The 24,305-nt window shown below is 74.2% G+C and carries 17 protein-coding genes and 1 pseudogene; 15 read left to right on the top strand and 3 right to left on the bottom strand.

All coding sequences use genetic code 11. From position 1 onward, the window contains the following. Positions 1 to 67: 67 nt before the first annotated feature. Positions 68 to 2,047 (bottom strand): annotated as a pseudogene (locus OTB19_RS35465) (AAA family ATPase); the annotation flags it as partial. Between the two features lie 305 nt (positions 2,048 to 2,352). Between OTB19_RS35465 and OTB19_RS35460 the strand changes: the two are divergent. The 3 genes from OTB19_RS35460 (at position 2,353) to OTB19_RS35450 (ending at position 6,008) form a co-directional block, all read left to right on the top strand. Continuing rightward, a complete protein-coding gene (locus OTB19_RS35460; RefSeq protein ID WP_267802854.1) occupies positions 2,353 to 3,036 on the top strand; it encodes a helix-turn-helix transcriptional regulator in 684 nt (227 codons plus the stop codon). 165 nt (positions 3,037 to 3,201) lie between these two features. Next, positions 3,202 to 3,903, top strand: coding sequence for a DUF4255 domain-containing protein (locus tag OTB19_RS35455; protein WP_267802852.1), 702 nt, complete (start codon positions 3,202 to 3,204; stop codon positions 3,901 to 3,903). A gap of 125 nt (positions 3,904 to 4,028) precedes the next feature. After that, the gene (locus tag OTB19_RS35450) at positions 4,029 to 6,008 is read left to right on the top strand and encodes an ATP-binding protein (RefSeq protein WP_267802856.1); all 1,980 of its coding nucleotides are present in this window, start codon (positions 4,029 to 4,031) and stop codon (positions 6,006 to 6,008) included. A 54-nt stretch (positions 6,009 to 6,062) separates the two neighbouring features. Here OTB19_RS35450 and OTB19_RS35445 read toward each other — a convergent pair whose 3' ends face one another. Further along, positions 6,063 to 7,478, bottom strand: a complete 1,416-nt coding sequence (locus OTB19_RS35445; RefSeq protein ID WP_267802851.1) for an RICIN domain-containing protein — start codon at positions 7,476 to 7,478, stop codon at positions 6,063 to 6,065. Between the two features lie 85 nt (positions 7,479 to 7,563). Next, complete coding sequence (locus OTB19_RS35440; protein ID WP_267802849.1) at positions 7,564 to 9,198, bottom strand: DUF4157 domain-containing protein; 1,635 nt, start codon at positions 9,196 to 9,198, stop codon at positions 7,564 to 7,566. A gap of 337 nt (positions 9,199 to 9,535) precedes the next feature. Here OTB19_RS35440 and OTB19_RS35435 point away from each other — a divergent pair, with 337 nt between their 5' ends. From OTB19_RS35435 to OTB19_RS35380, 12 genes are all read left to right on the top strand, one after another. Beyond that, positions 9,536 to 11,140, top strand: coding sequence for a phage tail sheath subtilisin-like domain-containing protein (locus OTB19_RS35435; protein ID WP_267802847.1), 1,605 nt, complete (start codon positions 9,536 to 9,538; stop codon positions 11,138 to 11,140). A 72-nt stretch (positions 11,141 to 11,212) separates the two neighbouring features. Beyond that, positions 11,213 to 11,656: a phage tail protein gene (locus OTB19_RS35430; RefSeq protein WP_053676562.1), complete on the top strand. Its 444-nt coding sequence runs from the start codon at positions 11,213 to 11,215 to the stop codon at positions 11,654 to 11,656. Next, on the top strand, positions 11,656 to 12,168 hold the full coding sequence (locus OTB19_RS35425) for a hypothetical protein (RefSeq protein ID WP_267802845.1): 513 nt from the start codon (positions 11,656 to 11,658) through the stop codon (positions 12,166 to 12,168). The genes OTB19_RS35430 and OTB19_RS35425 overlap by 1 nt, the downstream gene beginning before the upstream one ends. Next, positions 12,165 to 12,323 (top strand): DUF6760 family protein, encoded by a 159-nt coding sequence (locus OTB19_RS35420; RefSeq protein ID WP_199826461.1) that lies wholly within the window; start codon positions 12,165 to 12,167, stop codon positions 12,321 to 12,323. Before OTB19_RS35425 ends, OTB19_RS35420 begins: the two co-directional genes overlap by 4 nt. A 3,196-nt stretch (positions 12,324 to 15,519) precedes the next feature. After that, positions 15,520 to 16,110 (top strand): hypothetical protein, encoded by a 591-nt coding sequence (locus tag OTB19_RS35415; protein ID WP_267802843.1) that lies wholly within the window; start codon positions 15,520 to 15,522, stop codon positions 16,108 to 16,110. A 108-nt stretch (positions 16,111 to 16,218) separates the two neighbouring features. After that, positions 16,219 to 16,641, top strand: a complete 423-nt coding sequence (locus OTB19_RS35410) for a phage tail protein (RefSeq protein ID WP_267802841.1) — start codon at positions 16,219 to 16,221, stop codon at positions 16,639 to 16,641. A 30-nt stretch (positions 16,642 to 16,671) separates the two neighbouring features. After that, complete coding sequence (locus tag OTB19_RS35405; protein WP_267802840.1) at positions 16,672 to 17,394, top strand: LysM peptidoglycan-binding domain-containing protein; 723 nt, start codon at positions 16,672 to 16,674, stop codon at positions 17,392 to 17,394. Further along, entirely contained in the window at positions 17,394 to 19,310 is a 1,917-nt protein-coding gene (locus OTB19_RS35400) for a VgrG-related protein (RefSeq protein WP_267802839.1), read from the top strand. Before OTB19_RS35405 ends, OTB19_RS35400 begins: the two co-directional genes overlap by 1 nt. A 61-nt stretch (positions 19,311 to 19,371) precedes the next feature. Next, on the top strand, positions 19,372 to 19,803 hold the full coding sequence (locus OTB19_RS35395; RefSeq protein WP_053684967.1) for a GPW/gp25 family protein: 432 nt from the start codon (positions 19,372 to 19,374) through the stop codon (positions 19,801 to 19,803). Then, entirely contained in the window at positions 19,803 to 21,761 is a 1,959-nt protein-coding gene (locus tag OTB19_RS35390) for a putative baseplate assembly protein (protein ID WP_267802838.1), read from the top strand. Before OTB19_RS35395 ends, OTB19_RS35390 begins: the two co-directional genes overlap by 1 nt. Before the next feature lie 59 nt (positions 21,762 to 21,820). Further along, positions 21,821 to 22,330: a phage tail protein gene (locus tag OTB19_RS35385; protein ID WP_267802855.1), complete on the top strand. Its 510-nt coding sequence runs from the start codon at positions 21,821 to 21,823 to the stop codon at positions 22,328 to 22,330. Next, positions 22,327 to 23,973 (top strand): NADase-type glycan-binding domain-containing protein, encoded by a 1,647-nt coding sequence (locus tag OTB19_RS35380; RefSeq protein ID WP_267802837.1) that lies wholly within the window; start codon positions 22,327 to 22,329, stop codon positions 23,971 to 23,973. The genes OTB19_RS35385 and OTB19_RS35380 overlap by 4 nt, the downstream gene beginning before the upstream one ends. Positions 23,974 to 24,305 lie beyond the last annotated feature (332 nt).

Raw genomic sequence — 24,305 nt, 5'->3', positions numbered from 1 at the left:
CCCTGCACGCCTACAGCGAGATCCAATCGATCGTCTGGCCGGGCTGAGGACCGGGCGGGGGCCGTCGCGGCGCGGCCCGGCCGGGTGCGCCCCCAGCCCCGCCGCGCCCCCCGCCCGCGCCGCCCACGGCGATCAGTCGGGCGACGTCGCCGCGGGCGGCGGCGATGTCGGCGCGGGTGTTGAGCAGGGCGTGCTCCATGGGGTGGAGCAGGGCGGGGTGCTGGCCGGCCAGGCCGCGGTCCACGAGCCGCTCGGCCTCGTCGAGTTCGTCGGCCCATTCGGCGACGGCCGCCGCCGTCCCCAGGAGGAACGGTTCGGCGAGCGGGTCGGAGGGTTGCGCGAGCAGGGCCCGTACGCGGTTCATGGCCTCGCCGGCCGAGATCAGCCCGGCCGTCGCCTCGTACCGCACGAGCAGGGCCCGGCTGGCGGTGCCGACGAGTTCGGGCGCGTACTCGCCGCTCTCGGAGAGCCGCCGGTAGGTCTCCTGACGGGTCACGAGGTCGGCGTCGGACAGCAGGGCGGTGGCGGTCTGCACGGTGCGGGTGAGTCCCGGGTGTCCGTCCAGGCTGCCTTCCGTGCGCCGCAGCACCTCCAGGGCGGTGGTGACCTCGCCGCGGCCGACCAGGGCCGTGCCGAGGGCGACGGCCGTGCGCACCCGGTCGCGGGGTGCGGCCGGGAGGTGTTGGGCCTCCGCCAGGCGTGCGATCGCCACGGCGCCGCCGGCGGAGGCGTACTCCAGCGAGCCCAGTTCGGTGAGCAGCCGCTGGCGCCGGTCGTCGGAGAGGGGTTCGTCGAGGGCGCGGCGCAGGTAGCCGGCGGCGTCGCCGGGGCGGGCGTCGTTCACCGCGACCGTCGCCGCGTCCTGGAGTACGCGCAGGGCCCAGGGCAGGCCGACGCCCGGAGTGCGCAGCAGGTGGGCGGCGACCGCCTCGACGCGTTCGCCGCGCCGCAGCATCGTCCTCGCGGCCACCAGGTGCGCGGCTTCCCGTCGTACGGTCGGCCAGCCGGTCAACACGGCGTCCCGCAGCAGTCGGTGGGCGTATCGGGGCAGGCCGGCGGGGTCCGGGCGCAGGAGTCCGATGCGGGTCATGGCGGTGAGCCAGCCGGTGACCCGGGCGGGATCGGCGCCGGCGGCCTCGGCCAGCACCCCGGCCACGTCCGGGACCACCGGTTCGGCGGCGTCCCCGGTCGGCCGGTTCTCCGTACGCGGCCAGGCCTCCTCCAGGGCCGCCAGGCAGCGGGCCACCTCGGCCGTCGCCGTACCCGCGCTGTCCAGCCACCAGGAGACGGCCGCCGGGTAGCTTCCGGGGTACAGCGCGGCGCAGGTCTCCGGCAGAGGCGGGAGCGCGTCCGGTGCGGGGCCGGCCGACTGCGGGCCGCCGAGGTCGTCGAGCAGGGCGTGGAGGAGCAGGGGGCTGCCCGCGGCCGCCCGTACGCACTGCGCCGTCCAGTCGGGTGCGGCCGTCGGCAGGGCGTCGAGGACGAGAGCGGCGGCGGCCGTGTCGCCGAGCGGGTCGATGGTGTGGGTGCGGACGAGGGACGGGGACAGGGGTTGGGCGAGCCCGGTGTGCCGGGGGTCGATGTCGTACTGGCTGCGTTCGCTCGCGACGACCAGGACCGGTAAGCGGTCGATGTGGCGTACCGCTTCCCGCAGCCAGCGGCGGGAGGGGGCGTCGGCCAGGTGGACGTCGTCGACCGCCAACAGGAGCGGGCCCTCGTCGGCGTACGCGCGCAGCAGCCGCCACAGGCGGGCGGCGCTCCCCCGGTCGTCCCGGTCGGGCGAGAGGTCGGTGAAGTCCGGTACGGATCCGAGGAGTTGCAGCACGGTGGCGAAGGGGACCCCGGTGTCCTCCGGGGAGCACCGTGCCCACAGCACGCGCAGACCCCGGCCCGCGGCGTCCTGAACGGCGGTCTCCAGCACGGAGGTACGGCCGGTTCCGGTGGCTCCCTGGAGCAGGACCAGGCCGCCGGAACCGGAGCGGGCCCGCTCCGTCTCGGCCGCGATCAGGGCCCGGGCGCGGTCGCGTTCACGGAGTGGCCTGGTCATCCGTGCCTCCTGTGGTGAAGGGTGTGCTTCGCCGTCGGGTGAGACGACGGAATCCGTGGCGCGGTGGCATGAAGTGGCGTACCTCACTGCCGGCCCCCCGGCCTGCCAGGATGCCGACGGGAACCGCTGTGACCCGCGGTGATGCCCGTCGAGGACGCCGGCCTCGTGGTGCTCGCGGGCGCGGTCTCGTGGTGCGGCCCGTGGTGCTCCACGATTGCGGTTCCCGTGGCGCCCGCAGAAGTGTGGAGGGTGCTCATCCGCTACCGGCCCGCGTTGCACTGCGGGCCGCTGAACAGGGGAAACGGTTGCTCAACTCACCCCGCATCACGACCACGTCCGCTCCCGGCACGAGCCGCGACGCAGGCTCCGGGGACCGGCGCGTCCCCGTGGCGGTGTCCGCCGCGGACCCGATCGGCCTCGCGGGAGCGGTCGCCCTGTTGCGCAGACACCCGGAGATCGAGCTGCGCGAGGAGTCCGGTCCGGACACGGTGGCCCTCCTCGTGGAGGACGCCCTCGACGAGGCGGCGTTGACCCGGTTGCGTCGGATCGTGCGCAGCGAGGGGGCGCGGGCCGTCCTCGTGGTGGGGGCGATGCGGGAGAACGAGCTGATGGACGTGGTGGAGTGCGGTGTCGGCGCGATCGTCTGGCGCCACGAGGCCACCGCCGAGCGGCTGGTGCAGGCGGTGCTGGCCGCGTCCCGCGGTGACGGCGACCTGCCCGCCGACCTGCTCGGCCGGCTCATCCACCAGGTGGGCACGCTGCACCGGGGCGCGGGAGGCCGGGCCGGCGCGCCGGCCCTCGGGCTGACGTCCCGTGAGGTGGACGTCCTGCGTCTGGTCTCCGAGGGCTTGGACACCGGTGAGATCGCGGGCAAGTTGTCCTACTCCGAACGGACCGTCAAGAACGTCATGCACGGCCTCACCACTCGGCTTCACCTGCGCAATCGGGCGCACGCCGTGGCGTTTGCCCTTCGGGAAGGCTACATCTGACCGTCCGGGCAATCGAACACGGCCGGGAGTGTCCGCGAGGGCAGGGCGGGCTGCCCGTCGTTCGTCCCCCGTGCCCCTGCGGGCCGGGCGGCCGTCCGGGGGACGATCGACGGTGGACGACGGGCCGGGTGGTAACGGCCGTGCGGGCGAGGCGAGAGTGCAGGCGTGATCCACGAGGTGGACGAGATGCTCAAGGGCCTCCTCGGCGGTGGGGCGTTGACGGGTTCGGGGATCGAGGTGGCCTTCGAGGCGCCGACGCGTGACTGGGCCGCCCGGCGCAACGCCCCGGTGGTCAACAGCTATCTGTACGACATCCGGGAGGACGTGGCCCGGCGTCAGCGCGGCCACATCGGGGTGCGGGACGAGCGGGACGTGGTCGTGCGGCGGAGCCGGCCGCCGCGCTGGTTCAGGCTGTCCTACCTGGTGACGGCGTGGACGAAGACCCCGCTGGACGAGCACCGGTTGCTGTCCGCCGTGCTCGCGACCCTGCTGCCCCGTGAGATGGTGCCGCCGGACGAACTGCCCGGCTCCCTGGGGACGCTGGGGCTGTCCGTGCCGCTGTCCGTGGCCGGCATCCAGACGGAGTCGCGGTCGCTCGCCGAGATCTGGTCCGCGCTCGGCGGTGAACTGAAGCCGTCCCTCGACCTGGTGGTGACCGTGCCCTTCCCGGCCTACCCCGATTACGACGCGGGGCCGCCGGTCACCGAGGGCGCGACGCTCCGGGTGGGCGGGATGGACGGCGACCCGGCGGTGTCCGAGGGCCGTTCGCACCGTCCCCATCAGGTGGCGGCCGCCCGGGCGGCGCGGACCGCCGGCAAGGATGCGGCCCCCCGCGCAGAGACCTCCCGCGGCGCGGACGCGCGGTGAGCGCGTCATACGCCGTCCCGGCGCCGAATGCGGGAACGGAAGCGGGGACGGAAACGGCGCCGGATGCGGGGACGGCCGGCGGCGGAGCACCGCCGCCCGGCGCCGTCGACGGGCCCGGCCGCGCCCTGCTCGCACGTCTCGACGGGCTGCGCGGGCGGGTGTCGGCGCTGGTCGAACGGCGGACCGCCGGCGATCCCACGGCCGACGATCCCCTGCGCGGCCTCTACCTGTCCGAGGAGGCGGTCCGCCATCTCCTCGGCTCCTGGCCCGCGGTGGCCGCGGGCGGGGCGGGATCCGACGCGGGCACCGGCCGGGCCGTGGGCGGGGAGGAGGCGTCGGGCCCCGGCGACCGGCTGGCCGCGCTGGCCGGCCGGACAGGCCTGACCGCGCTCGACGTCGCCGTCGTGCTCGTCGCCCTCGCTCCCGACGTCGACCGGACCTTCGAGCCGCTCTACGGCTACCTCAACGACGACGTGAGCAGACGCCGGGCCACCGTCGGCCTCGCCTTCGACCTGTGCGGGGTGCCCGCGCACTCCGCGGCGGCCCGGGCCCGGCTGCACGCCTCCGCGCCCCTCGCGGCCCTGGGCCTGCTGGAGGTCGACGAGCCCGAACGTCCCTTCCTGACGCGTTCGCTGCGCGTGCCCGATCGGCTGATCGGGCACCTCCTCGGCGACGACACACCGGACGCGGCGCTGCTCGACCTGCTGCACCCGATGCCCGAGCCGCTGCCCACCGACGCGGCCGCCGAGCAGTTCACCCACCGGCTCGCGGCCCTCCTGGAGTCCGGTCCCGCCGGCGTCTACCTGCGCGAACAGCGCGAGGGCGAGGGACTGGCCGCGTACGCCGCGGCCCTGCGCGCAGCGGGCCTGGACGGGCTGTGCTGCGCCGCCCCGGGTGAGCACGTCGCCGAGCTGCTGCGCGAGGCCCGTCTCAGCGGCCGGGCCGTCGTCGTGCCGGCGCTGCCCGAGCGGCCCGGCCCGCTGGTGCGTGCGCTCGCCGCGGCGCCGGACGTGACCGTGTTGCTGGCCGATCCCCGCCCGTACGACCCCCACTGGTGCCCGGAGGATCCCCTGGTCCTGGAGGCGCCGGGCCGCCGGGACGGCGGGACGGCCGCCTGGCGGGCCGCGCTGGGCGCGGACGCCGACGCGTTCGACCTGGCCGCGACGGTCGCCCCGTACCGCCTGGGCGGGGACCGCGTGCGGCGGGCCGCGCGGGCCGCGCACGCGCTGGCCGCCTTCGACGGCGGTGCGGTCACCGCCGCGCATGTGCGGCGCGCCGCGCGCCGCCAGTCGGCCTCGGGGCTGGAGAGCCACACCCGCCGCATCCGGCCGGCCGTGGACTGGACGGACCTGGTCCTGCCCGAAAGGCCCCTGGAACAGTTGCGCGAGCTGGCCCTGCGGGCCCGTCACCGCAGCCGGGTGCTCGGCGACTGGCGGCTCAGCGCGGGCGGTGGGCGGGGCCGGGGCGTCCTCGGGCTGTTCGCCGGAGAGTCCGGTACGGGCAAGACGTTGTCGGCGGAGGTGGTCGCGGCCGACCTCGGTCTCGATCTGTACGTGGTCCAGCTGTCGTCGGTCGTGAACAAGTACGTCGGCGAGACGGAGAAGAACCTGGAGCGGATCTTCACGGAGGCGGACCGCACCGACGCGGTGCTGCTCTTCGACGAGGCGGACGCCGTCTTCGGCAAGCGTTCCGAGGTCAAGGACGCGCACGACCGCTACGCCAACATGGAGAGCTCCTACCTGCTCCAGCGGCTGGAGTCGTTCGACGGCATCGCCCTGCTCACGACCAACCTGCGGGCGAACATCGACGAGGCGTTCACCCGGCGGCTGGACCTGGTGGTCGACTTCCCGTTCCCGGACCCCGGCCAGCGCCTCGCGCTGTGGCGGTACGGGCTGGCGCACGTGCCGTCCGTCGACGGCATCGACATGGCGCCGCTGGCCCGGGACTTCGAGCTGGCGGGCGGTTCGATCCGCAGTGCGGTGGTCACCGCCGCCTATCTCGCCGCCGGCCGCGGCGGCGAGGTGACGGCGGAGGACCTCCTGGAGGGGGCCCGGCGGGAGTACCGCAAGGCGGGGCGGCTGGTGCCGGGCGAGGGCGGCTGGTGATGCGGCGGCCGCCCCGGTCACCAGGCCCGGTGCCCAGGGCGGCCGCCCCGGGTGTCAGGCGGTCTTGGGGTGGATGATCTTCCACTCCTGGTTGCCGGTGTTGCTGCAGTCGGAGATGTTCAGCCGGTCCCCGGTGTTGACCCCGCCGTTCACGTTCAGGCACTTGTTGTTGCTGGCGAAGTTGCGGATCCAGTAGTCGCCGCTCTCCTGCTTCTCGATCCACCACAGCTGGTTGTCGGCGGTGGTGCCGACGCAGTGGAACTCGCCGATGCCGGTGCCGACGGGTCGGCCGCCGTACTCGCCGAGGTCCATGCAGAACTGGTCCGTGGTGTTGCGGATCTGGAAGAGCGGCTTTCCGCCGGGGCCGAGCTTCGGGTACTTCACCTCGAGGTTCCAGAGCTGGTTGTCCCCGGCGGTGCCGTCGCAGTTGGCTTGTTGGACGGCCGTGTTGATCGCGCCCTTCTCGCGGCCCGGCAGGTCGGCGCACTTGCGGGTGGCGGCGTTGCGCAGCAGGACCTTCTCGGCGGGCACCACGGGCGGCGGTCCCGCGGGCTTCGAGGGCTTCGGGGTGTCTCCTCCTCCTCCGCCGCCGCCGCCGTCGTCCTTGGGCTTCTCGGTCTTCGGCGGTTCCGGTTCGGCGCTGGGTGACGGCGGCGGGGGCGGTGGGGAGAGGGCCGGGGTGGGGGGCAGGACGGCGCCGACCTGCTCGGTGGCCTCGGTGGCCGCGGAGCGGACCTGCGGCTTGTAGGCGATCCAGATCATCACGAAGGCGACGCACAGGGCCAGGAAGAGCCCGAAGAAGGTCGCCAGCCAGCGCGGGAGGAAACCGCGCTGGACGTAGGTCCCCTCGACGTCCAGCGGCTCGACTCCGGAGCGGCGCACCGCCAGGGTGTAGGGCCGCTGCTCCTTGGAGCCGAACCAGATGATCTGCCGGGGCCGCAGGGTCGTATTGACGAACGCGGCCCTGCCGGGCTCGATCTGGACGTTCCCGGGGCGCAGTTCGTACGCGAGGTGGTCGCCGGTGTCGCTGCCCGCGACGGACGCCGTCACCTTGGTGTTGCCGAGGTTGTCGACCGCCAGCCTGGGGCGTCCGCGGAAGCGGCCCTTCACGATCGGCGGCACGAGTTCCGCGCGCACCTCGGTGAACGCGGTGATCGTCAGGTTCCCCTCCGGAACCGTCACGGCCTCGGGATGCTCGGTCGGCGTGATCCGCACCGCGTACGGGTTGGGACCGGCCGTGGCGTCGGGGGTCCGGGGTGGTGCGAACGTCAGCTCCACGGTCCCGGTGGTGCCCGGGAACAACCGCAAGGTCGCCGGCTCCGCCGTCATCCATGGCGCCACGTCGCCGACGGGCTCGAAGCGATACTCGTCGACCACGTCACCGGTGTTGCGCACGCGCAGCCGCACGCGCGTGCGGCTGCCGGGGTCGACGGTGACGGAGGCGGGTTCCAGCGAAGTCCAGAGGCTCACCCCCGGCACGCTAACCGCGCCCGCGCCTCCGGTCAGGAGCCGCAAGGGCAGACCTGGTTGCCCCGGCGTACCCCCGCACGCCCCGTCAGGACCGAGGCACCCGCTCGCCGTTGACGATCATGATGAACTGGGCGTAGGAGTCGGCGTTCATCAGGGCGCGCTGTCCCATGGCGTACCAGTTGGGCTGTCGGTCCGAGTCGTCGTTCTCCCCGGTGTACTCCCCCGGATCCCTCAGGGCACGCTTGCCGAGATTGGTCCTCTCCAGGTCCGCGGAGGCCTCGGGGAAGTCCTGGGCCAGGCTGTCGACGATGGTGTCCTGCGTCAGCTCCGCGTCGCGCGGGCTGTACTGGTAGTCCAGCGTGCCGGCGAACCGGTGGGTGGCCTCGTGGATGACGTACCAGGCGATCTGGCCGGCCTTGGTCAGGTGGATGGGGCCGGAGCGACCCGCGTCCGTGGTCGGCAGCGCCTCGCTCTTCTGCAGGTCCGGATTGGTCGCGCGGGAGATCCGCTCTCCCAGGGTGGGATCGACCCACCCCATGACCTCGGAGGGGACGCCGGTACCGGTGCCGACCAGGGCGATCTGCGCGCCCTGGGCGTCCAGGCCCGCCTGGATGCGCCGCACGACCTCGGCGACGCGGGGCAGGAACGCCGCGATCTGCCGGGGCGTCATGGCCCGCAGCGCCGGGAAGCCGGAGTGCAGTCCGCTCAGGAGCGCGCCGCTCGGGTTGTCTCCCGCGGACTTCAGGAGGGTGAGGGTAGAGGCGATGTACCTCTTGGCCGTGACCAGTTCGCGGCGGGCCTTCGACTCGCGCTCGGGGTAGTCGCGTTCCGGGATGGTGCCCTTCTTGGAGAAGGTCACGTTCCCGCTGCTGTGGACCTTGCCCGTCTGGTCGTCGTAGACGTCCGTGTGCCGCGGTGTGGTCCCCGGGGGGACGCCCAGTTGGGAGGAGGTGCGGATGTCCTGGTCGTCGTCCTTGTTGCGCCAGCGCGTCTCCCGCGTGTCGACGGCGTCCGTGTAGGTGCCGCCGGGTTCGAACTCCCAGAGGGTGCGCTGGACGGCCGGGGCGCCGGGGCTCGTGGCGTTCAGGGCGGTCTCGTTGCCCTCCTTCTCCTCCGTGGGCGCCCGCTGGGCGATGGACGGGGCGGTGCCGTGTCCTGCCGCGAAGGCGGCGCCGTCGGCCGTGGCCGCGCGTTCGGAGCCCTGCCCGGGGTCGGTCACGGCCATGCCGGCGCCGTTGTCGTGGCCCGTCTCGCGGATGCCCCGGAGGTTCTTGTCGAGGTGGCTGGTCTCGTGGGCGAGGATCTCGGTGTTCCCGACGGCTTTGGGGCCGAGCAGGATGTGGTTGCCGACGGTCACGGCGTGGGCGCCGAGGGCCGCGGTGGCGCGCTGGGCCGCCGGATTGTCGTGGACCTGCCCGGCGCCGAGGTGGTCGTTGCGGTAGAACGCCTTCGCCTTGCCGAGGAAGGAGTCGGGGAGCGGGCTGCTCGGCGTGGCCAGCGCGGCCCCGAGCAGACCGAGCTGCGACGCGGGCCCGGCGTCACGCTCCCCCTCGTGCTCATGCTCATGGCCGTGGTCGTGCTGCGCGGACTCCCGGCGCTGGACGGTCGGTTCCGTGTGCCCGCAGCCCGGGCCGTGCCGGTGCCTCTGCGCCTCGACGGCGCGGGCCACGGCCGCGTTCCCCGCCGCCCGGTGGAGGTTCAGCAGTCGCTGTACGGGCATGCTCGGCGGCACCGCCCGGCGGGAGGTGTCCCGTTTGTCCGACGACGGATTGCGTTGACCGTGCGCGCGCATGACGCTCTCTCTCGACTGTCCGGACGGCTGGCCATCCAGCCTTACCCGACCTCCCGGCCACCCCACAGGTCCGCGGGGGCAGACCTCGGGGCAGCCGGGACGGCCCCCGTCGTCCCGGCGTGCGTCCCTTGCCGCCACCGCTGCCTGGAGGGGCAGCGGCGGGGGCAACGACGGTGCCCCCACTCGGGTACCGGGGGACGTTTCGGCGGGCGCGGTCCTCGGGTCAAGGTGGAGTGTCCTGTCTCGTACCCGAGGAGAGCAGAGCATGCCGTCCTATTTGTCGCCCGGCGTCTACGTCGAGGAGGTGGCCAGCGGTTCGCGCCCGATCGAGGGAGTGGGCACGTCGGTGGCCGCGTTCGTCGGTCTGGCGCCGACCGGCCCGCTGAACGAGCCCACGCTGGTGACCAACTGGACTCAGTACGTCGCGGCCTTCGGCGACTTCACCGACGGCTATTACCTCGCGCACTCCCTCTACGGGTTCTTCAACAACGGCGGTTCGGCGGCGTACGTCGTGCGCGTCGGCGGCTCCGCCGAGGACGCCGCCGGCCAGGTCCAGGCGTCCGCGCCCGCCGCGGTCACCGGTGCGGCTCCTCGGGCCGCGCTGCCGGCCGCGGAGTCCCGTCCGCTCGGTACGTTCGCCGTGGCGGCCACCGCGGAGGGCAGCGGCGGCACGCTGTCCGTCGAGGTCGCAGACGCCGAGGGCGAGGGGCCCGCGGAGCGTTTCAAGCTGATCGTCAAGGACGGCGACAAGCCGGTCGAGACCTTCGACGTGAGCGCGAAGAAGGGCAACCGTTCCTACGTCGTCACGCAGGTCAAGGAGCGTTCCAAGCTCATCGCCGTGACCGAGGCCGCGCCTGCCGCGCAGTTGGCCCGTCCGGAGAACCAGACCGTGGCGCTGCCGGCGCCGCCGCCCGCGCCCGTCGAGCCGGCCGCTCCGGCCGGTCGCGCCGAGGGTTCCCACGCCGGCCCGGCGCAGTATCTCGGCGACTCCGCCGACCGCACGGGCTTCGGCGGTCTGGAGGCCGTGGACGAGATCTCCATGGTCGCCGTGCCCGACCTGATGGCCGCCTACCAGCGCGGTCTGATCGACCTGGAGGCCGTCAAGGCTGTCCAGCTCGGTCTGATCGCGCACTGCGAGCTGATGGGCGACCGGGTCGCCATCATCGACCCGCCGCCCGGCCTGAACGCCCGTGACATCCGGGTCTGGCGCCAGGAGACGGCCAACTACGACTCCAAGTACGCGGCCCTGTACTACCCCTGGATCAAGTCCTTCGACCCGGCGACCGGGCAGTCGCGCCTGGTCCCGCCGAGCGGGCACGTCGCCGGCATCTGGGCCCGCAACGACTCCGAGCGCGGTGTCCACAAGGCCCCCGCCAACGAGGTCGTCCGCGGCGCCGTCGATCTCGAACTCCAGATCACCCGCGGCGAGCAGGACCTGCTCAACCCGATCGGCGTGAACTGCATCCGGGCCTTCCCCGGCCGCGGCATCCGCGTCTGGGGTGCCCGCACCCTCTCCTCCGACCCGGCCTGGCGCTACCTGAACATCCGCCGGTACTTCAACTACCTGGAGGAGTCGATCCTGATCGGCACCCAGTGGGTGGTGTTCGAGCCGAACGACCACAACCTCTGGGCGCGCATCCGCCGCAACGTCTCGGCGTTCCTGGTCAACGAGTGGCGCAGCGGCGCCCTGTTCGGGCAGAGCCCCGAGCAGGCGTACTACGTCAAGTGTGACGAGGAGACGAACCCGCCGGAGTCGGTCGACCTCGGCCGGGTCATCTGCGAGATCGGCATCGCGCCGGTCAAGCCCGCCGAGTTCGTGATCTTCCGGCTGGCGCAGTTCTCCGGCGGCAACGGGGAGTTGGAGGAGTAACCGGGCGCGGAGCCCGCCTCCGCCAGCGTCTCCTCCCCGAGCCCCTCCCCTCCTCAGAAGGACAACGAACGCATGAGTCTCCAGCCGGGTGACGCCCTCACGTCACACAACTTCGGTCTCCAGATCGACGGGGTGATGGTCGAGTATCTCGCCGAGGTCAGCGGTCTCACCCTCGAACAGGACGTCATCACCTACCAGCAGAACAGCGCCCAGGGTCGGGCCGAGGTATCGCTGCTGCCGGGCGTTCAGAAGAACGGCCAGTGCACGGTCGTGCGCGGCATGACCCAGTCGGCGTCGTTCACGCAGTGGATCAACGACTCGATCCGCGGTCAGATGAGCACGGCCCGCAAGAACGCCTCCATCATCATGATGGACTTCCAGAACAACCCGGTGAAGCGCTACAACCTGCGCAACGCCTGGTGCAGCAAGATCGATGCGAGCACGGTGAAGGCCGGCGAGGCGGCGGCGCTGACCGAGACCGTCACCATCGTGTTCGAAGAACTGGTCATCGAGTAATGCGCCGTACGGCTGCCAAGGCTCCGGCCTCCATGGCGCCCCAGACCGCGGCGGCGGGGGCCGAGTTCCCCCGCTCGGCTCCCGCCGCCGCACCGGACCGCGGACCCGCCGGCCCGCCGATCGAGCAGGCCCCGAGGCAGTCCTTGCGTACCGAGTTCCCCTTCGAGCTGCCGCGCGGGTACGTCGACGACGCGGGCACCGTGCACCGTGACGGTGTCATGCGGCTGTCCACGGCGCGCGACGAGCTGGTCCCGCTGCGGGACGTGCGCGTGCAGGAGAACCCGGCGTACCTCTCGGTGGTGCTGCTCGGCCGGGTCATCGTCCGGCTGGGCACGCTGTCGATGGTGCACGACGGGATCGTGGAGAACATGTTCGCGTCCGACCTGGCGTTCCTCCAGGACTTCTACCGCCAGATCAACGCGGAGGGCCACACCCGCGCGGCCGTGCAGTGCCCGCACTGCTCGGAGCCCTTCGAGGTGGAGCTCGGCGGGAGCCGCCTGGGGGAATCGTGACGTACGCGACCGACCGGCTGCACGAGGAGATCGCGTACGTCGCCTACCACTTCCACTGGGGTCCGGACGCGATCCTGGACCTGGAGCACCAGGATCGACGCCGGTACACCGAGCAGATCGCGTCCCTCGTGACGCGCGGCGCGCCGGAGGCTTGAGCACGTGGCATTCCTGGACCGGCTGTGGGGACGGCGGAGCGACGGCGGCACGGCGGCGCCCGGCGGCTCCCCGGCTCCGGACACCGAACGACCCTCGGGCCCGGCGTCCGCAGCGGCCCCCGGGGGCGCGGCTCCCGCGACCTCCGCGGCCCCCGTGGCCGTCGCCGCCTGGGCCGGCCTGCCGCCGATGCGGCGGATGACCGGTGACGCGCCGACGGGCGTCGCGGACACCGGTTTCGGCGGGCGCCTGCCGACCTGGCAGAACCCTTCGTTCACCCGGGTCTCCTCTCCCGCGGTGTTGAACCCCGCGGCGGGCGGCAGCCTGCTCTCGGGCGCGCTGACCGAGTCCGCCCGGCCTGTCGTGGGCCTCGGGCGGCCCGCCCCGGACCTGCCGTCGGGCCGTCCCGCCGGCGAGCCCGCCGCACGGACCGTGCCGGTGGCGCCATTGCGGGCGATCCCGCAGCGCATGGTGTCGGTGTCCCCCTCGGCGAGCGGGGCCGTCTCGGCTTCGTCGCCGTCGCCGGTATCCGCATCGGCATCGGTAAGCGAGGGGGCCCGGCCCGTCGGGTTCGTGCCGGCGGTGCCACTGTCCCCGACGCCTCCGGTACAGCGCTCGCTCGCCGACCGGCCGGCCCCGGCGCGGGCTCAGGCGCCCACGGCTGCGCGGGGGTCGGCTCGGGAGTCGGCGTCCGCCCCGGCGCGGACGGCGAATCGTGGTGTCCAGGTGACGCCCGTACAGCCGACTCCGCCCCGGACACGGCAACTCCTGGCCAAGGCGCCGCCCGCGCCCGCGGCCGGCCGACGGACGCTGCCCGCGACGCGCGGGACCACCCGTGCGCCGGCGTCGACGCCGACCGCGCAGGGCGCGGCAGCCTCGGCGGCTCCGGCGGCTCCGGCGGCTCCGGCGGCTCCGGCTGCCGATGACGACCGGGGTGACCTCGGCGCGTCCGCCGCTTCTTCCGCCTCCGCCTCCGCCTCCGCCTCCGCCTCCGCCTCCGACCCGAGTGTCGCGCCCGCCGTGCAGCGGGCCGCGACTCCCCACCCGGGCGGTCCTTCCGCTGCCGGGGACGCTGCACCCCCGGCGGCGTCCCCGGCCCCTTCGTCGTTCCCGGGGCGGTCGGCTTCCTCGGCTGGTGTGTCGTCCCCTGAGCGTTCGGCGTCCCCTGACCGTCCGGCGTCTCCTGACCGTCCGGCGTCTCCTGACCGTCCGGCGTCTCCTCCGCCGCCCTCGCCCCCGGCTCGTCCGTCGTCCCTCGGTGATTCCGCCGTTCCGGCCTCGCCGGCGGGCGAACCGCAGGTCACCCGGCCCCTGCGGGATCGTCCGGTACAGGGCGGTCCCGTGCAGGGCCGTCCGGTACGGGACACCCCTCCGCGTGCCCCGTCGGCGGAGCGCACGGGTCCGACTGCCGGGCGGGCGGGACTCGGCGCGCCCGTGCAGCGCAAGGCGGTGTCCGGAACCGAGGGTTCCGCGCCAAGAACCGATGTACCGAGCAGGTCGGGCGGGTCCGGCGGCCCGGGTGGGGCCGGTGTTCCGGGTGGGTCAGGCGTTCCGGGTACGCGGGGGTCGTCGGTGTCCGGGGCGGCGTCCGGGCAGCGTGCGGTGACACCGCAGGGCATGCCGCCCGCAGCGAAGGCGCCGCGTAGGAACACGCCCGGCGCGGGGGAGAAGTCGCCCGCGACCGGTGCCTCGGGATCCGCCGGGGAGGTCGCACCGCCCTCCCGCGCGCCGAAGTCCGGGGCAGCGACGTCACCGGCATCGCCGTCGCCCGCCTCGACCGGGAGGGCGCCGACGTCCGGGCCCGGTGCGCCCGTTCAGCGAGCGATACCCGCGCCCGGAGCGACACCACCCGCTCCGGCTGACGCTCGCCGCTCCCCCACCGTGCCCGACGGCCCGGCCACCGGGCCCACCGACCCGCGGAACGTCCGACCCCACACGCCCACGCCCATACCCGCCACGAGCGGTGGCCCGGCGGCCGGCCCCGACGCACCGACGACGCACGCCACTCCCCCGCAGGTACGGCCCACGGCCCCGGCGGGGCCAGACGCCACGGAGATGCCCCGACCGACTCCGCACACCACGCCCCGGGCCGGTACTCCCGTGTCGCCCGGAACTCCCGGCACCCCGCCCGTACAGCGCACGGCGGCCCCTGCCACGCCGCCGGCGACGTCACCCGCCGGAGCCGTTCCCGTGGCTCCGCGCGCCGACCGACCCGCCGACGCTTCCCTTCCGCCCCGGGCGCCCCGCCCGGAACAGCCGCCGGCCGTCCGGGCTTCCGCTGCCGCCCCGTCGCCCGGCGCCGGTCCCCCGGCTCCCCGTCCGGACACGGCGGCGCCGGCGGTGCAACGCGCCACGGCCCGCCCGGCCGCGGCCGCCAACGCACCGGCGCCCGTCGTCCGCCGCGCATCCGCGGCCGTACCCCCGTCGGCCCCCGGTCGGACGGGGTCGCAGCACGGACCCGTTGCCCCGAGCCCCGTACCGGAGTTCCCGACCCCCACAACGACCCCCACAACGACCCCGACAATGGCTCCTACCGCGGCTCCGACCACCGCCCCGCGCCCCCGTGCTTCCACCGGCTCCACGCCCGGGGGCCCGGTGCAGCGCCATGCCGCGCCTCCCCGTGCGGGGCTCGGTGCGCCCCTTCGGTCCCCTGCGCACTCCACACCCGAGGCCGCGGCGCCTACCGCCCCGATCGCCCCGACGGCGAGCACTGCGCACGTCACGGCACCGAGTCCGGCGACCGGCCGCGCACCCGTCCCCCCGCGCCCCGTCTCCCCGCACGCCTCCGCTTCCCAGCCGGCCGCCGGGCGACGTTCCCCCCTCGGCGCTCCCCTCCCGGCCGCGCCCGCGCAGAGGGCGCCGGTCGCCGCGCAGCAGCACCCCGGCTCCCGCGCCGGGGCTCCGGCTTCCCCGCCGATCCAGCGGGCCTCGGTACCGAACGCACCGAGCGCACCGAACACCCCAGGCGCACCGACCCTGCCGAGCTCTCCAGTCACGACAGTCCCACCCGTCACACCCGTCATGCCCATCGCACCGAGCACTCCGGTCACACCGGTCGCGGCCTTTCCTCCGATCGCCCCGCCCCCGGTGACGCAGCCGCCTCCGGCCCTCCCCTCACCCGCGCCCCCGTCCCCCGCACGGCCCGCGTCGGCCCTTCCCCGTACCGGCGCCGCGCTCCCCGTCCAACGGGCCGTCCCCGTGCGGGGTGTTCCCCTGCGCCGGCCGTCCGTGTCCGGCGCGGGCGCCGCGGCGCGCGGTCCGCTGCCCGTGGCGCCGCTGACTCCGCCGCCCGCGGCCGCGCCCGTGGCATTGGGCGCGGCCCGGCCGGCCGGGATGCCGGCCGGGGGTTCGTCGCCGTCCGGGCCCGCGGTCCAGCGCTTTCCCTCCTTCGGCTTCGGCTCGACCTCCACTTCCGGTTCGGGTTCCGGCAGGTCCATCGGTGCGCTCGCGTCCGCCGCGGCGGCCACCGTGGCGTCGACGTGGGGGCATCACCGGCCGGCGTCGCAGCAGGCACGGCCGGCCGACCCGCCGCCGCCCTACGAGCCGCCCGGGGCGCACGGCGCGCCCCCGCCCGGTGGTCTTCCGGCTCACGGGGCGGCGGTCTCCCAGGGCAGCCCGCCGCCCGAGTACACCGCGGTGCCCGCCGGCGCGTTCGATCCGCGCGAGCTGACCGAGTTCCAGCTGGACGAGTTGGTGCACCGGATCATCGACCGGGTCACCCGCCTGGTCCGCACCGAACTGCGCATGGACCGCGAACGGATCGGCAGACTCCGCGATCCGCGCGCCTGACGGACCGCCGAAGCACCCGCCGAAGAACCCGCCCGGGCCCGAGCCGGCCGCCCGTGACCCGGTCCACCGCCCGCCCCCACCGCAGAACGACAGAAAGGCCCACCTCGGATGCCGCGCCAGGACCCCGGGTCCACCATCTGGTTCACCCTCACCATCGACGGCGAGAGCCTCGGGTACTTCAACGGGTGCCAAGGCCTGTCGTCGCAGGTGGAGGTCGAGCACCGCCAGGAGGGCGGCAACAACGGCTTCGTGTGGCACCTGCCCACCCGGGTCACGTTCTCCACCATCCGGCTGACCCGGCCGCTCACTCCGGACACGGCGAAGGTCGCCAAGTGGATCTCGTCGGTCCAGACCGGGATCAAGCGGCCCACCGCCCAGATCGCGGCGCTGCGGGCCGACGGCTCGCTCGTGGCCCGCTGGGGGCTCATCGACGTCCTGCCGGTGAGCTGGGAGGGCCCCACCCTCGATCCCGCGAGCCCCGCCGTGGCCACGGAGGTCCTGGAGATCGCCCACCACGGGTTCACGGACTGACGGCGCGGCAGAGCGGATAGGAGCACACCCATGGCCACGAGCAGCAAGGGCGCCGGCAAGAGCCTGGTGCGCGCGACGCTGGCGATCCACGAGCCTCCGGTCGGGACGAGTACGACGCCCGGGGCGCTGATGAGGACGTTCGGTTTCGAGTTCAATCCGGCGCAGTTGTCGCTGAGCCAGCGCGCGCAGTGGAAGGCGACGCCGACGATGGCCGTGCGCAACGGCTCCAAGCCGGAGTTCATGGGCGCGGAGCCGCGCGAGATGACGTTGGAGATCTTCCTGGACTCCTCGACCGCGCCGACCGGCAACACGGTGTTGAAGAAGGTCGAGTCGCTGTTGGGGTGTTGCGAGGTGACGGCGAAGAGCATCGCGGCCGACCAGCCGTCGCCGCCGTGGGTGGTGTTCGAGTGGGGGTCGTTCTCCACGGCCCGGTTCGTGGCGTACGTGGGTTCCGTCGAGGCGTCGTACAGCCTCTTCGGCACCACGGGCGTGCCCATCCGAGCCACCTGTCAGGTGCACCTGGTGGAGATCCCGGGGAAGACGAAGGGCCAGAACCCGACGTCCGGCGCGCTCACCGCGCAGCGCGTGCACCGGGTGGTGGCCGGGGACTCGTTGCAGTCGTTGGCGTGGCGGGAGTACGGCACGGCCACCGTGTGGCGGGCGATCGCCGAGATCAACGGCATCGACGACCCGTCCCGGTTGCCGTCGGGCACCGAACTGGTGCTGCCCGCGCCCGAGGAGGTGTCCAGCTGATGGTGCAGCCCGCGTTCTCCAGCATCATGCAGGTGCGGATCGGCTCCGCGAAGCTTCCCGACGACATCGCCCCGCTGCTCGTGGAGGGTTGGGTCGACCAGGGCGTCGGCGTGCCCGCCGCGTTCCGGTTGACGTTCCGCGACCCGTACCGTCTGGTGCTCGGCAAGCTCGGCGTCACCTTCGGCACGAGGGTGGTCCTCACGCCGATCGCCGACGGCCAGGGTGGTGGCAAGCCCCTCCTGACCGGCGAGGTCACCGCGTTGGAGGCGGACTACGACGGCACCGGGAGCTTCACCGTGATCCGCGGCTACGACCTCGGGCACCGGATGATGCGCCAACGTCGTGTCGTCGCCTACCGCAATCAGAAGGCCTCCGACATCGCCCGCAAGCTCGCCGCCATGGACGGCGTGCCGATCGGGCGGATCCAGCCGACGAAGGGCATGTACGGCTTCATCTCCCAGTCCAACGTCACCGATTGGGACTTCCTGTCGCGGCTCGCCGACGAGAACAACATGGTGATGTCCCTGGACCCGAAGGGGAAGTTCCGGTTCGTCACGCCGACCCCGTCGGCGGGCGGGCCGTCCCCGCAGACCGACGGTGACAAGAGTCCCTTCGTGCTCCAGGCCGGCCACGACATCCTCCGGTTGCGGGCGGCGGTCACCGCCGCCGACCAGGTGGGCACGGTCGAGTCGCGCGGCTGGAACGTCACCACGAAGAAGAAGATCGTCGAGACGGCGCCGGTCACCACCGATCCGGGCATCTCGATCGGCCTCACGCCGGGGCAGGCGGCCGGGAAGTTCGCGTCGGCGCGGCTCGTCGAGACCGCCACGCCGTACGACCGGCAGGACGAGGTGCAGAACGCCGCCAAGGCCCTCGCCGCCGACGTCACCTCGTCGTTCGCGGAGCTGGAGGTCGCCGTGTACGGCAATCCCGAGCTGCGGCCGGGGGTGCCCGTGGCCCTCGGCGACGTGGGCAAGCCCTTCGAGGGCAAGTACACCGTCACCTCCGCGCGGCACGTCTTCGGCGACGGCCGGCACTACGAGTCCTGGATCACGGTGAGCGGACGCCAGTGGCGCTCTCTGTACGGGCTGGCGTCGAGCGGGGGCGGCGCGGACGCCGCGAGCGCGGCCCGGCTGCCCGGTGTCGCGAACGCCATCGTCACCGACGTGCAGGACCCGCTGAAGCAGGGGCGGGTCAAACTCCAGTTCCCGTGGCTGGACGACACGTACGTGAGCGACTGGGCCCGCAGCGTGCAGTCGGGAGGTGTGGGCGGTGGCGGCATCTTCCCCATGGACGTCGGCGACGAGGTGCTGGTCGGCTTCGACCGGGGCGCGCTGGACCACCCGTTCGTGATCGGCGGTCTGTACAACGGGCGGGACCTGCCGTCCCGGGTCGACGACGTGCCGCTGCACGACGGGCTGAAGAGGAAGGCGGCCCGGCACACCGTGTCCGACCGGCAGGCCAACCGCATCGACCTGCTCAGCCAGCGGACCGGCCGGCGCAGGCAGGGTGTCCGCATCGCCAGCGGTGACGACCGGTTGACCATCAACCTCGACCGCACCAAGACGGAGATCACCGTCGACAGCCAGGGGTCGGTGACGATCAAGGGCGGGCGCTCGGTGTCCGTCGAGGCCGGAACCGACCTGACGCTCAGCGCCCGGCGCCGGCTCTCCATCAAGAGCGGCGGCATCCTCGACATCCAGGGCCGCGGCATCGTCAACCTCCGGTCGCTCGCGGGCGCGGTGACCATCGACGCGATGGGCGCGCTCAACCTCAAGTCCCTGGGCGCCGCCATGATCTCCTCCGGCGGCACGGTCCAGGTCAACTCCATCGCCAACGTCGGCATCCGCGCCGTCCGGCTCGACCTCCAGGGCCTCGTCTTCGTCAACACCGTGAAGTACCCCCTCCCCGCATGACCGGACGACCGCACCGGCGCACCCGCGCCGTCGCCAGAAGGAAGAGGCAGGTGGCCCCCTGATGGCCGAACAGTTCATCGGCTCCGGCTGGGCGTTCCCGATGCGCATCGGCCCCACCGGGGGCATCGCGCTGGTCAGTGGCGAACGCGAGGTCGAGGAGGCCATCCGGCTCGTCCTGGCCACCGCCCCGGGCGAGCGGCCGATGCGCCCGGAGTTCGGCTGCGCCATCCACGACCTCGTCTTCGCCCCGGTCAACGAGCAGACCGCGGGACGCATCCAGCACGAGGTGTACGTGAGCCTGGACCGCTGGGAACCCCGGATCGAGGTCCACGACGTGGAGGTCTCCGCCGGGGGCGACCAGAGCGTCCTGTTCATCGACGTCCGGTACTCCGTGCGCGGGACCAACAATCCGCGCAGCCTCGTCTTCCCCTTCTACGTCATCCCCTCCCACGACGAGCCGGGCGCGCCGGGCTCCTTGGAAAGCGACCTCTGATGTCCCTGCCCTCCCCCAACCTCGACGACCGGCGCTTCCAGCAGTTCGTCGACGACGCCAAGCGCTACATCCAGCAGCGCGCCCCGGAGTGGACCGACCACAACGTCTCCGACCCCGGCGTCACGCTCGTCGAGACGGTCGCGCACATGGCGGACCAGATCGTGTACCGGCTCAACCGCGTCCCCGAGAAGAACCACCTCGCCTTCCTCGACCTGGTGGGCATCACGCTGTTCCCGCCCTCCGCGGCGCGCACTGACGTCACGTTCTGGCTGTCCGCGCCCCAGGAGGACGTGATCCTGGTCCCGGCCGGTGCCGAGGTCGCCACGCTGCGCACCGAGCGGGAGGACGCCGTCGTCTTCGCCACCGAGCGCGACCTGGCCGTCGTCCCGTGCGCGCTGTCCCACCTGGTGGTGCAGCAGCAGGGGCAGCCCGTCGTGGACCGCACCACGGACCTCGTCGAGGGCAAGGACGTGCTGTGCTTCGCCGAGGCCCCGCAGCCCGGGGACTGCATGCTGATCGGGCTGAGCGCGGCGGTCCCGCACTGCGCGCTCGCGCTGGAGCTCGACAGCCGTGTCGACGGCGTCGGTGTCGATCCCCGTCAGCCGCCGCTGCTGTGGGAGGCCTGGACCGAGGACGGCTGGCAGCCCTGCGAGATGGACCGGGACGGCACCGGTGGTCTCAACCGGCCCGGCGACGTGGTCCTGCACCTGCCCGCCGGTCACGTGCTCTCGCGCAACGGCGGGCACGAGGCCGGCTGGGTCCGCTGCCGCGTCACCGACCCACTGCCGGGCCAGCCCTTCTACACCACCTCGCCGAGCATCCGCTCCGTCGAGGCGTACACCATCGGTGGCACCACCCGCGCCGTGCACGCCGAGACCGTCCACGACGAGGCCCTCGGCGAGGCCACCGGGCTGCCCGGTCAGCGGCTGCGGCTGATCCACGCCCCGGTCGTGGCCGACGATCCGCCGCTGCTCCTGCAGACCGCCGCCGACGACGGCTGGCAGGACTGGCAGGTGGTCCCGCACTTCGCCGCGTCCCGGCCCGGCGACCATCACGTCACCCTGGAGGCCGCGACGGGCGAGATCGCCTTCGGCCCGGCCGTCCGCGAACCGGACGGGTCGCTGCGCCAGTACGGGGCCGTCGCCCCCAAGGGCGCCGTCGTGCGCGCCCATCGCTACCGCACCGGAGGCGGGCGCGGCGGCAATGTGGCGCGCGGCGCCGTCCAGGTGCTGCGCACCTCCATCCCGTACGTGGCCGAGGTCGTCAACCGGGAGGCGGCGCGCGGCGGCGTCGACGGCGAGACGGTCGAGGAGGCCAAGCTGCGGGCGCCGATCACGCTCCGCGCCCAGGACCGTGCCGTCACCCTGCGGGACTACGAGGAGCTCGCGCGCCGCGCCGCTCCCGAGACCGCGCGCATCACCTGCCTGGAGGGCGAGGAGGGCACGCACGGCGCCTACGCGGTCCGCGTCCTCGTCGTCCCGCAGGCCGTGCCCGACCCGGGCGGGCGGCTGCGGTTCGAGCAACTCGTACCCGATGACGCCCTGTTGGGTCGGATCACGCGTCACCTCGACGAGCGCCGTCTCATCGGCACCCGACTGGCCGTCGGCCCGCCGTACTACCAGGGCGTCACGGTCGTGGCCACCGTGCACGCCTTCCGCGGCGTCGACACCGACCGGGTGCGCCGCCAGGCGCACGACGCGCTCTACCGCCACCTCGATCCGCTGACCGGCGGCGCGGACGGGCAGGGTTGGCCGTTCGGCCGCCCCGTGCAGACCGGCGAGGTGTTCGCGGTCCTCCAGCGGGTCCCCGGAGTGGAACTCGTCGACGAGGTCGTGCTGCACCCCGCCGACCCCCTCACCGGCAAGCGCGGCAACGCGACCGACCGCATCGACCTGGAGCGGCCCTCGCTGGTCTTCTCGTTCGACCACCGCGTCCGGGTGATCGGGGACGGCGGGTGACGGCCACTCCCTACCGGGGCTCCGTCGACGGCCTCGGCTCCTCGCTCCCGCTGGGCACGATGCTCCCCGCCGTCTTCGCCGACGACGACCTGGCCCAGCGGTTCGTCGGCGGACTCGACGACGTCATCGCGCCCATCCTGAACGTTCTGGACTGCCTGGACACCTACTTCGACCCGGCGCTGACCCCGGTCGACTTCGCCCTGTGGCTCGGCACCTGGGTGGGCGCCGAGACCGACGGCGGCGAGCCCGAGCCCCGGCTGCGGGCCGCCGTGGCGGCGGCCGTCGCGCTGCACCGCATCCGCGGCACCCGCCGCGGCCTCGCGGAGGCGGTACGGCTGGCGTTCGGCGTGGTACCCGAGATCACCGAGAGCGGCGCCGCCGACTGGAACGCCCGCCCCCTCGGCCCCTTCCCCGGTGACCCGCGCCCGCGTCTGCACGTCACCCTCCGGCTGCCCGACCCCACTCCGGCCGACTTCCACCGCCTGGACTCCCTCGTGGCCGCCGCCCGTCCCGCCCACATGCCCTACGCGGTCGAGGTGACCGCCACCGAAAGGACCCCGGAGACATGAGCACGCAGAACTGCGCCGAGTGCGGAACGCGCGCAGAACCGGGCCAGTCGTTCTGCGACGCGTGCGGCGCCGTGCTGAGCTGGGACCAGGGCGCCCGCGCCGCACGCCCCGCCGGCCCGTCGTCCCACCAGCGCGGCCCCGCCGCGGACGCGGCGCGGACCCCGCACGAGGCTGCCCGGACGACGGGCGGCTCGGACACCGCGACGCCCGAGCACGCCGGTACGTCCGCCGGCACGTCCGTCGGCACCATGGGCGCCGCCCGTGCGGAACGGGCGGCGCGCGCCGCCGGCCGCGCCGCCGGACCCGGCCCGGCATCCGCCACCGGCGGTTCGCGGGGCCCTGCCCCTGAGTCGGAGGAGACCGACGGCCGTGAGACCGGCGGGCGTTCGGATGTCACGGGAACGCCGGTGGCCGCCGGCGGTACGGGGCCGGGGTCGTCGTCCGGAGCCACCGGGGCACCCGGGACCGCGGCGTCGTCCGCGGCGGCGGGGGCGCCCGGCGACCCCGGTGTGCCCGACGCGCCCGGCCACCCCGCATCGGAGCGGCGTGCCGAGGAGTCGGAACGATCCGGGTCGCCGGCGCGCCCGGGCGAGTGCGCGGGCGCGGAGCCGGCCGGCCCGGCCCCGGCCGCCGACGGCGGGCGCCCCGCCGGGCCCGGCGGGGACCGCCCGGACCGCCCGGGCACTCCGTCGCCGCAGGACACGGCGGCCACCGCCCCGACCCCGCACGCGCTGAGCGACACCATGTCCGACCGGGCACGCTCCCTCCTGGTGCCCGTGGCGGACGCGGAGGCGCCGGACCCCGCGCCGGCGGCCGTCGCACCCGTCCTGCCCGGCAGGCCGGACGCCGAACGGCCCGCCGTACGCGCCCCGGGACCGCAGCCCGGCATCGTGGGCGGGCCGCCGTGCCGGTGGTGCGCGACGCCCAACCGTCCCGACCGCCACTACTGCGTGCGCTGCGCGATGCCGCTGGCCGAGAGCGCCGAGGCCGCCGCATCGGGACGGGCGCCCTGGTGGCGCCGGCTCTTCGCCGGGCGGCGCCGCGAGACGCCGTGGGCGGGCGACCGTCCCCGGCTGCGCCGGGTGTTCGACCGCATCGGCACCTGGATCACCCTCGCCGTCGTGGTGACCCTGGCGATCCTCGGCCTCGTGTACCTGCCCGACGGCGTGCAGGCCACCCGGGACCACTTCGCGAAGCGCGCCCCCGTGGCCCCCGACCGGATCACGGCCTCCCGCTCGTACCCCGAGCACAAGCCGGAGCTCGCCTTCGACAAGCGCAGCAACACCTGGTGGGGTCCCGGCGTCTCGCAGTCCGGCCAGGGCGAGTGGATCGAGGCCACGTTCAGCGAGCCGACCCGGCTGCTGGACCTGATCATCACCCCGGGCGTCTCCGCGAAGGCCGAAAAGATCGGCGAATCCGCCCTGCCGCACCGCGTCACGGCGACGATCACCGGGAAGGACGGCAAGGTGACCACGCGCCCGCTGACCCTGGATCAGGGGGCGGGCGGTCAGCGGCGTGCGTTCCGCGTCGGCGAGGTCACGAAGGTCCGCTTCACCATCGACACGGCGCACGCGGTCTCCGCCGACAAGCAGGTGGCCATCACGGAGATCGAGTTCTTCGGCCCGTCGAACGCCAACCGCTGACGTGTCCCGGGGAGGCGGCGAAACGATGCCGCCGCCCCGGGGCCCGTCGGCCGGAGCGGGTGGGGCGGGTGCCGACCGCAGGCCGGCCGGCGGGCGCCCGTCAACGGTTGCGTCCCGGCCGGTCCGGCCCGAGGGGAAGAGGTGGACGAGGTTGTCCGGGGTGCGGGATCAAGCCATCGTTCCCGCACCCGATCGGCCCATCAGCACCTAGTGCTGCTCCGCGAAAGTTCGTGGAGGGGGGTTCAGGCTTCCTGGAGGGGGCTGGCGGCGTAGGTCCACTTGAAGGGGCGGGCGGTCTCGTTCCGTTTGATCATGTAGTCGTCCATCTTGGC

Source organism: Streptomyces sp. H27-H5 (assembly GCF_026627505.1).
Lineage (GTDB): Bacteria > Actinomycetota > Actinomycetes > Streptomycetales > Streptomycetaceae > Streptomyces.
The sequence above is the reverse complement of the archived record's forward strand: the minus strand, read 5'-3'. Positions and strand labels throughout refer to the sequence as shown.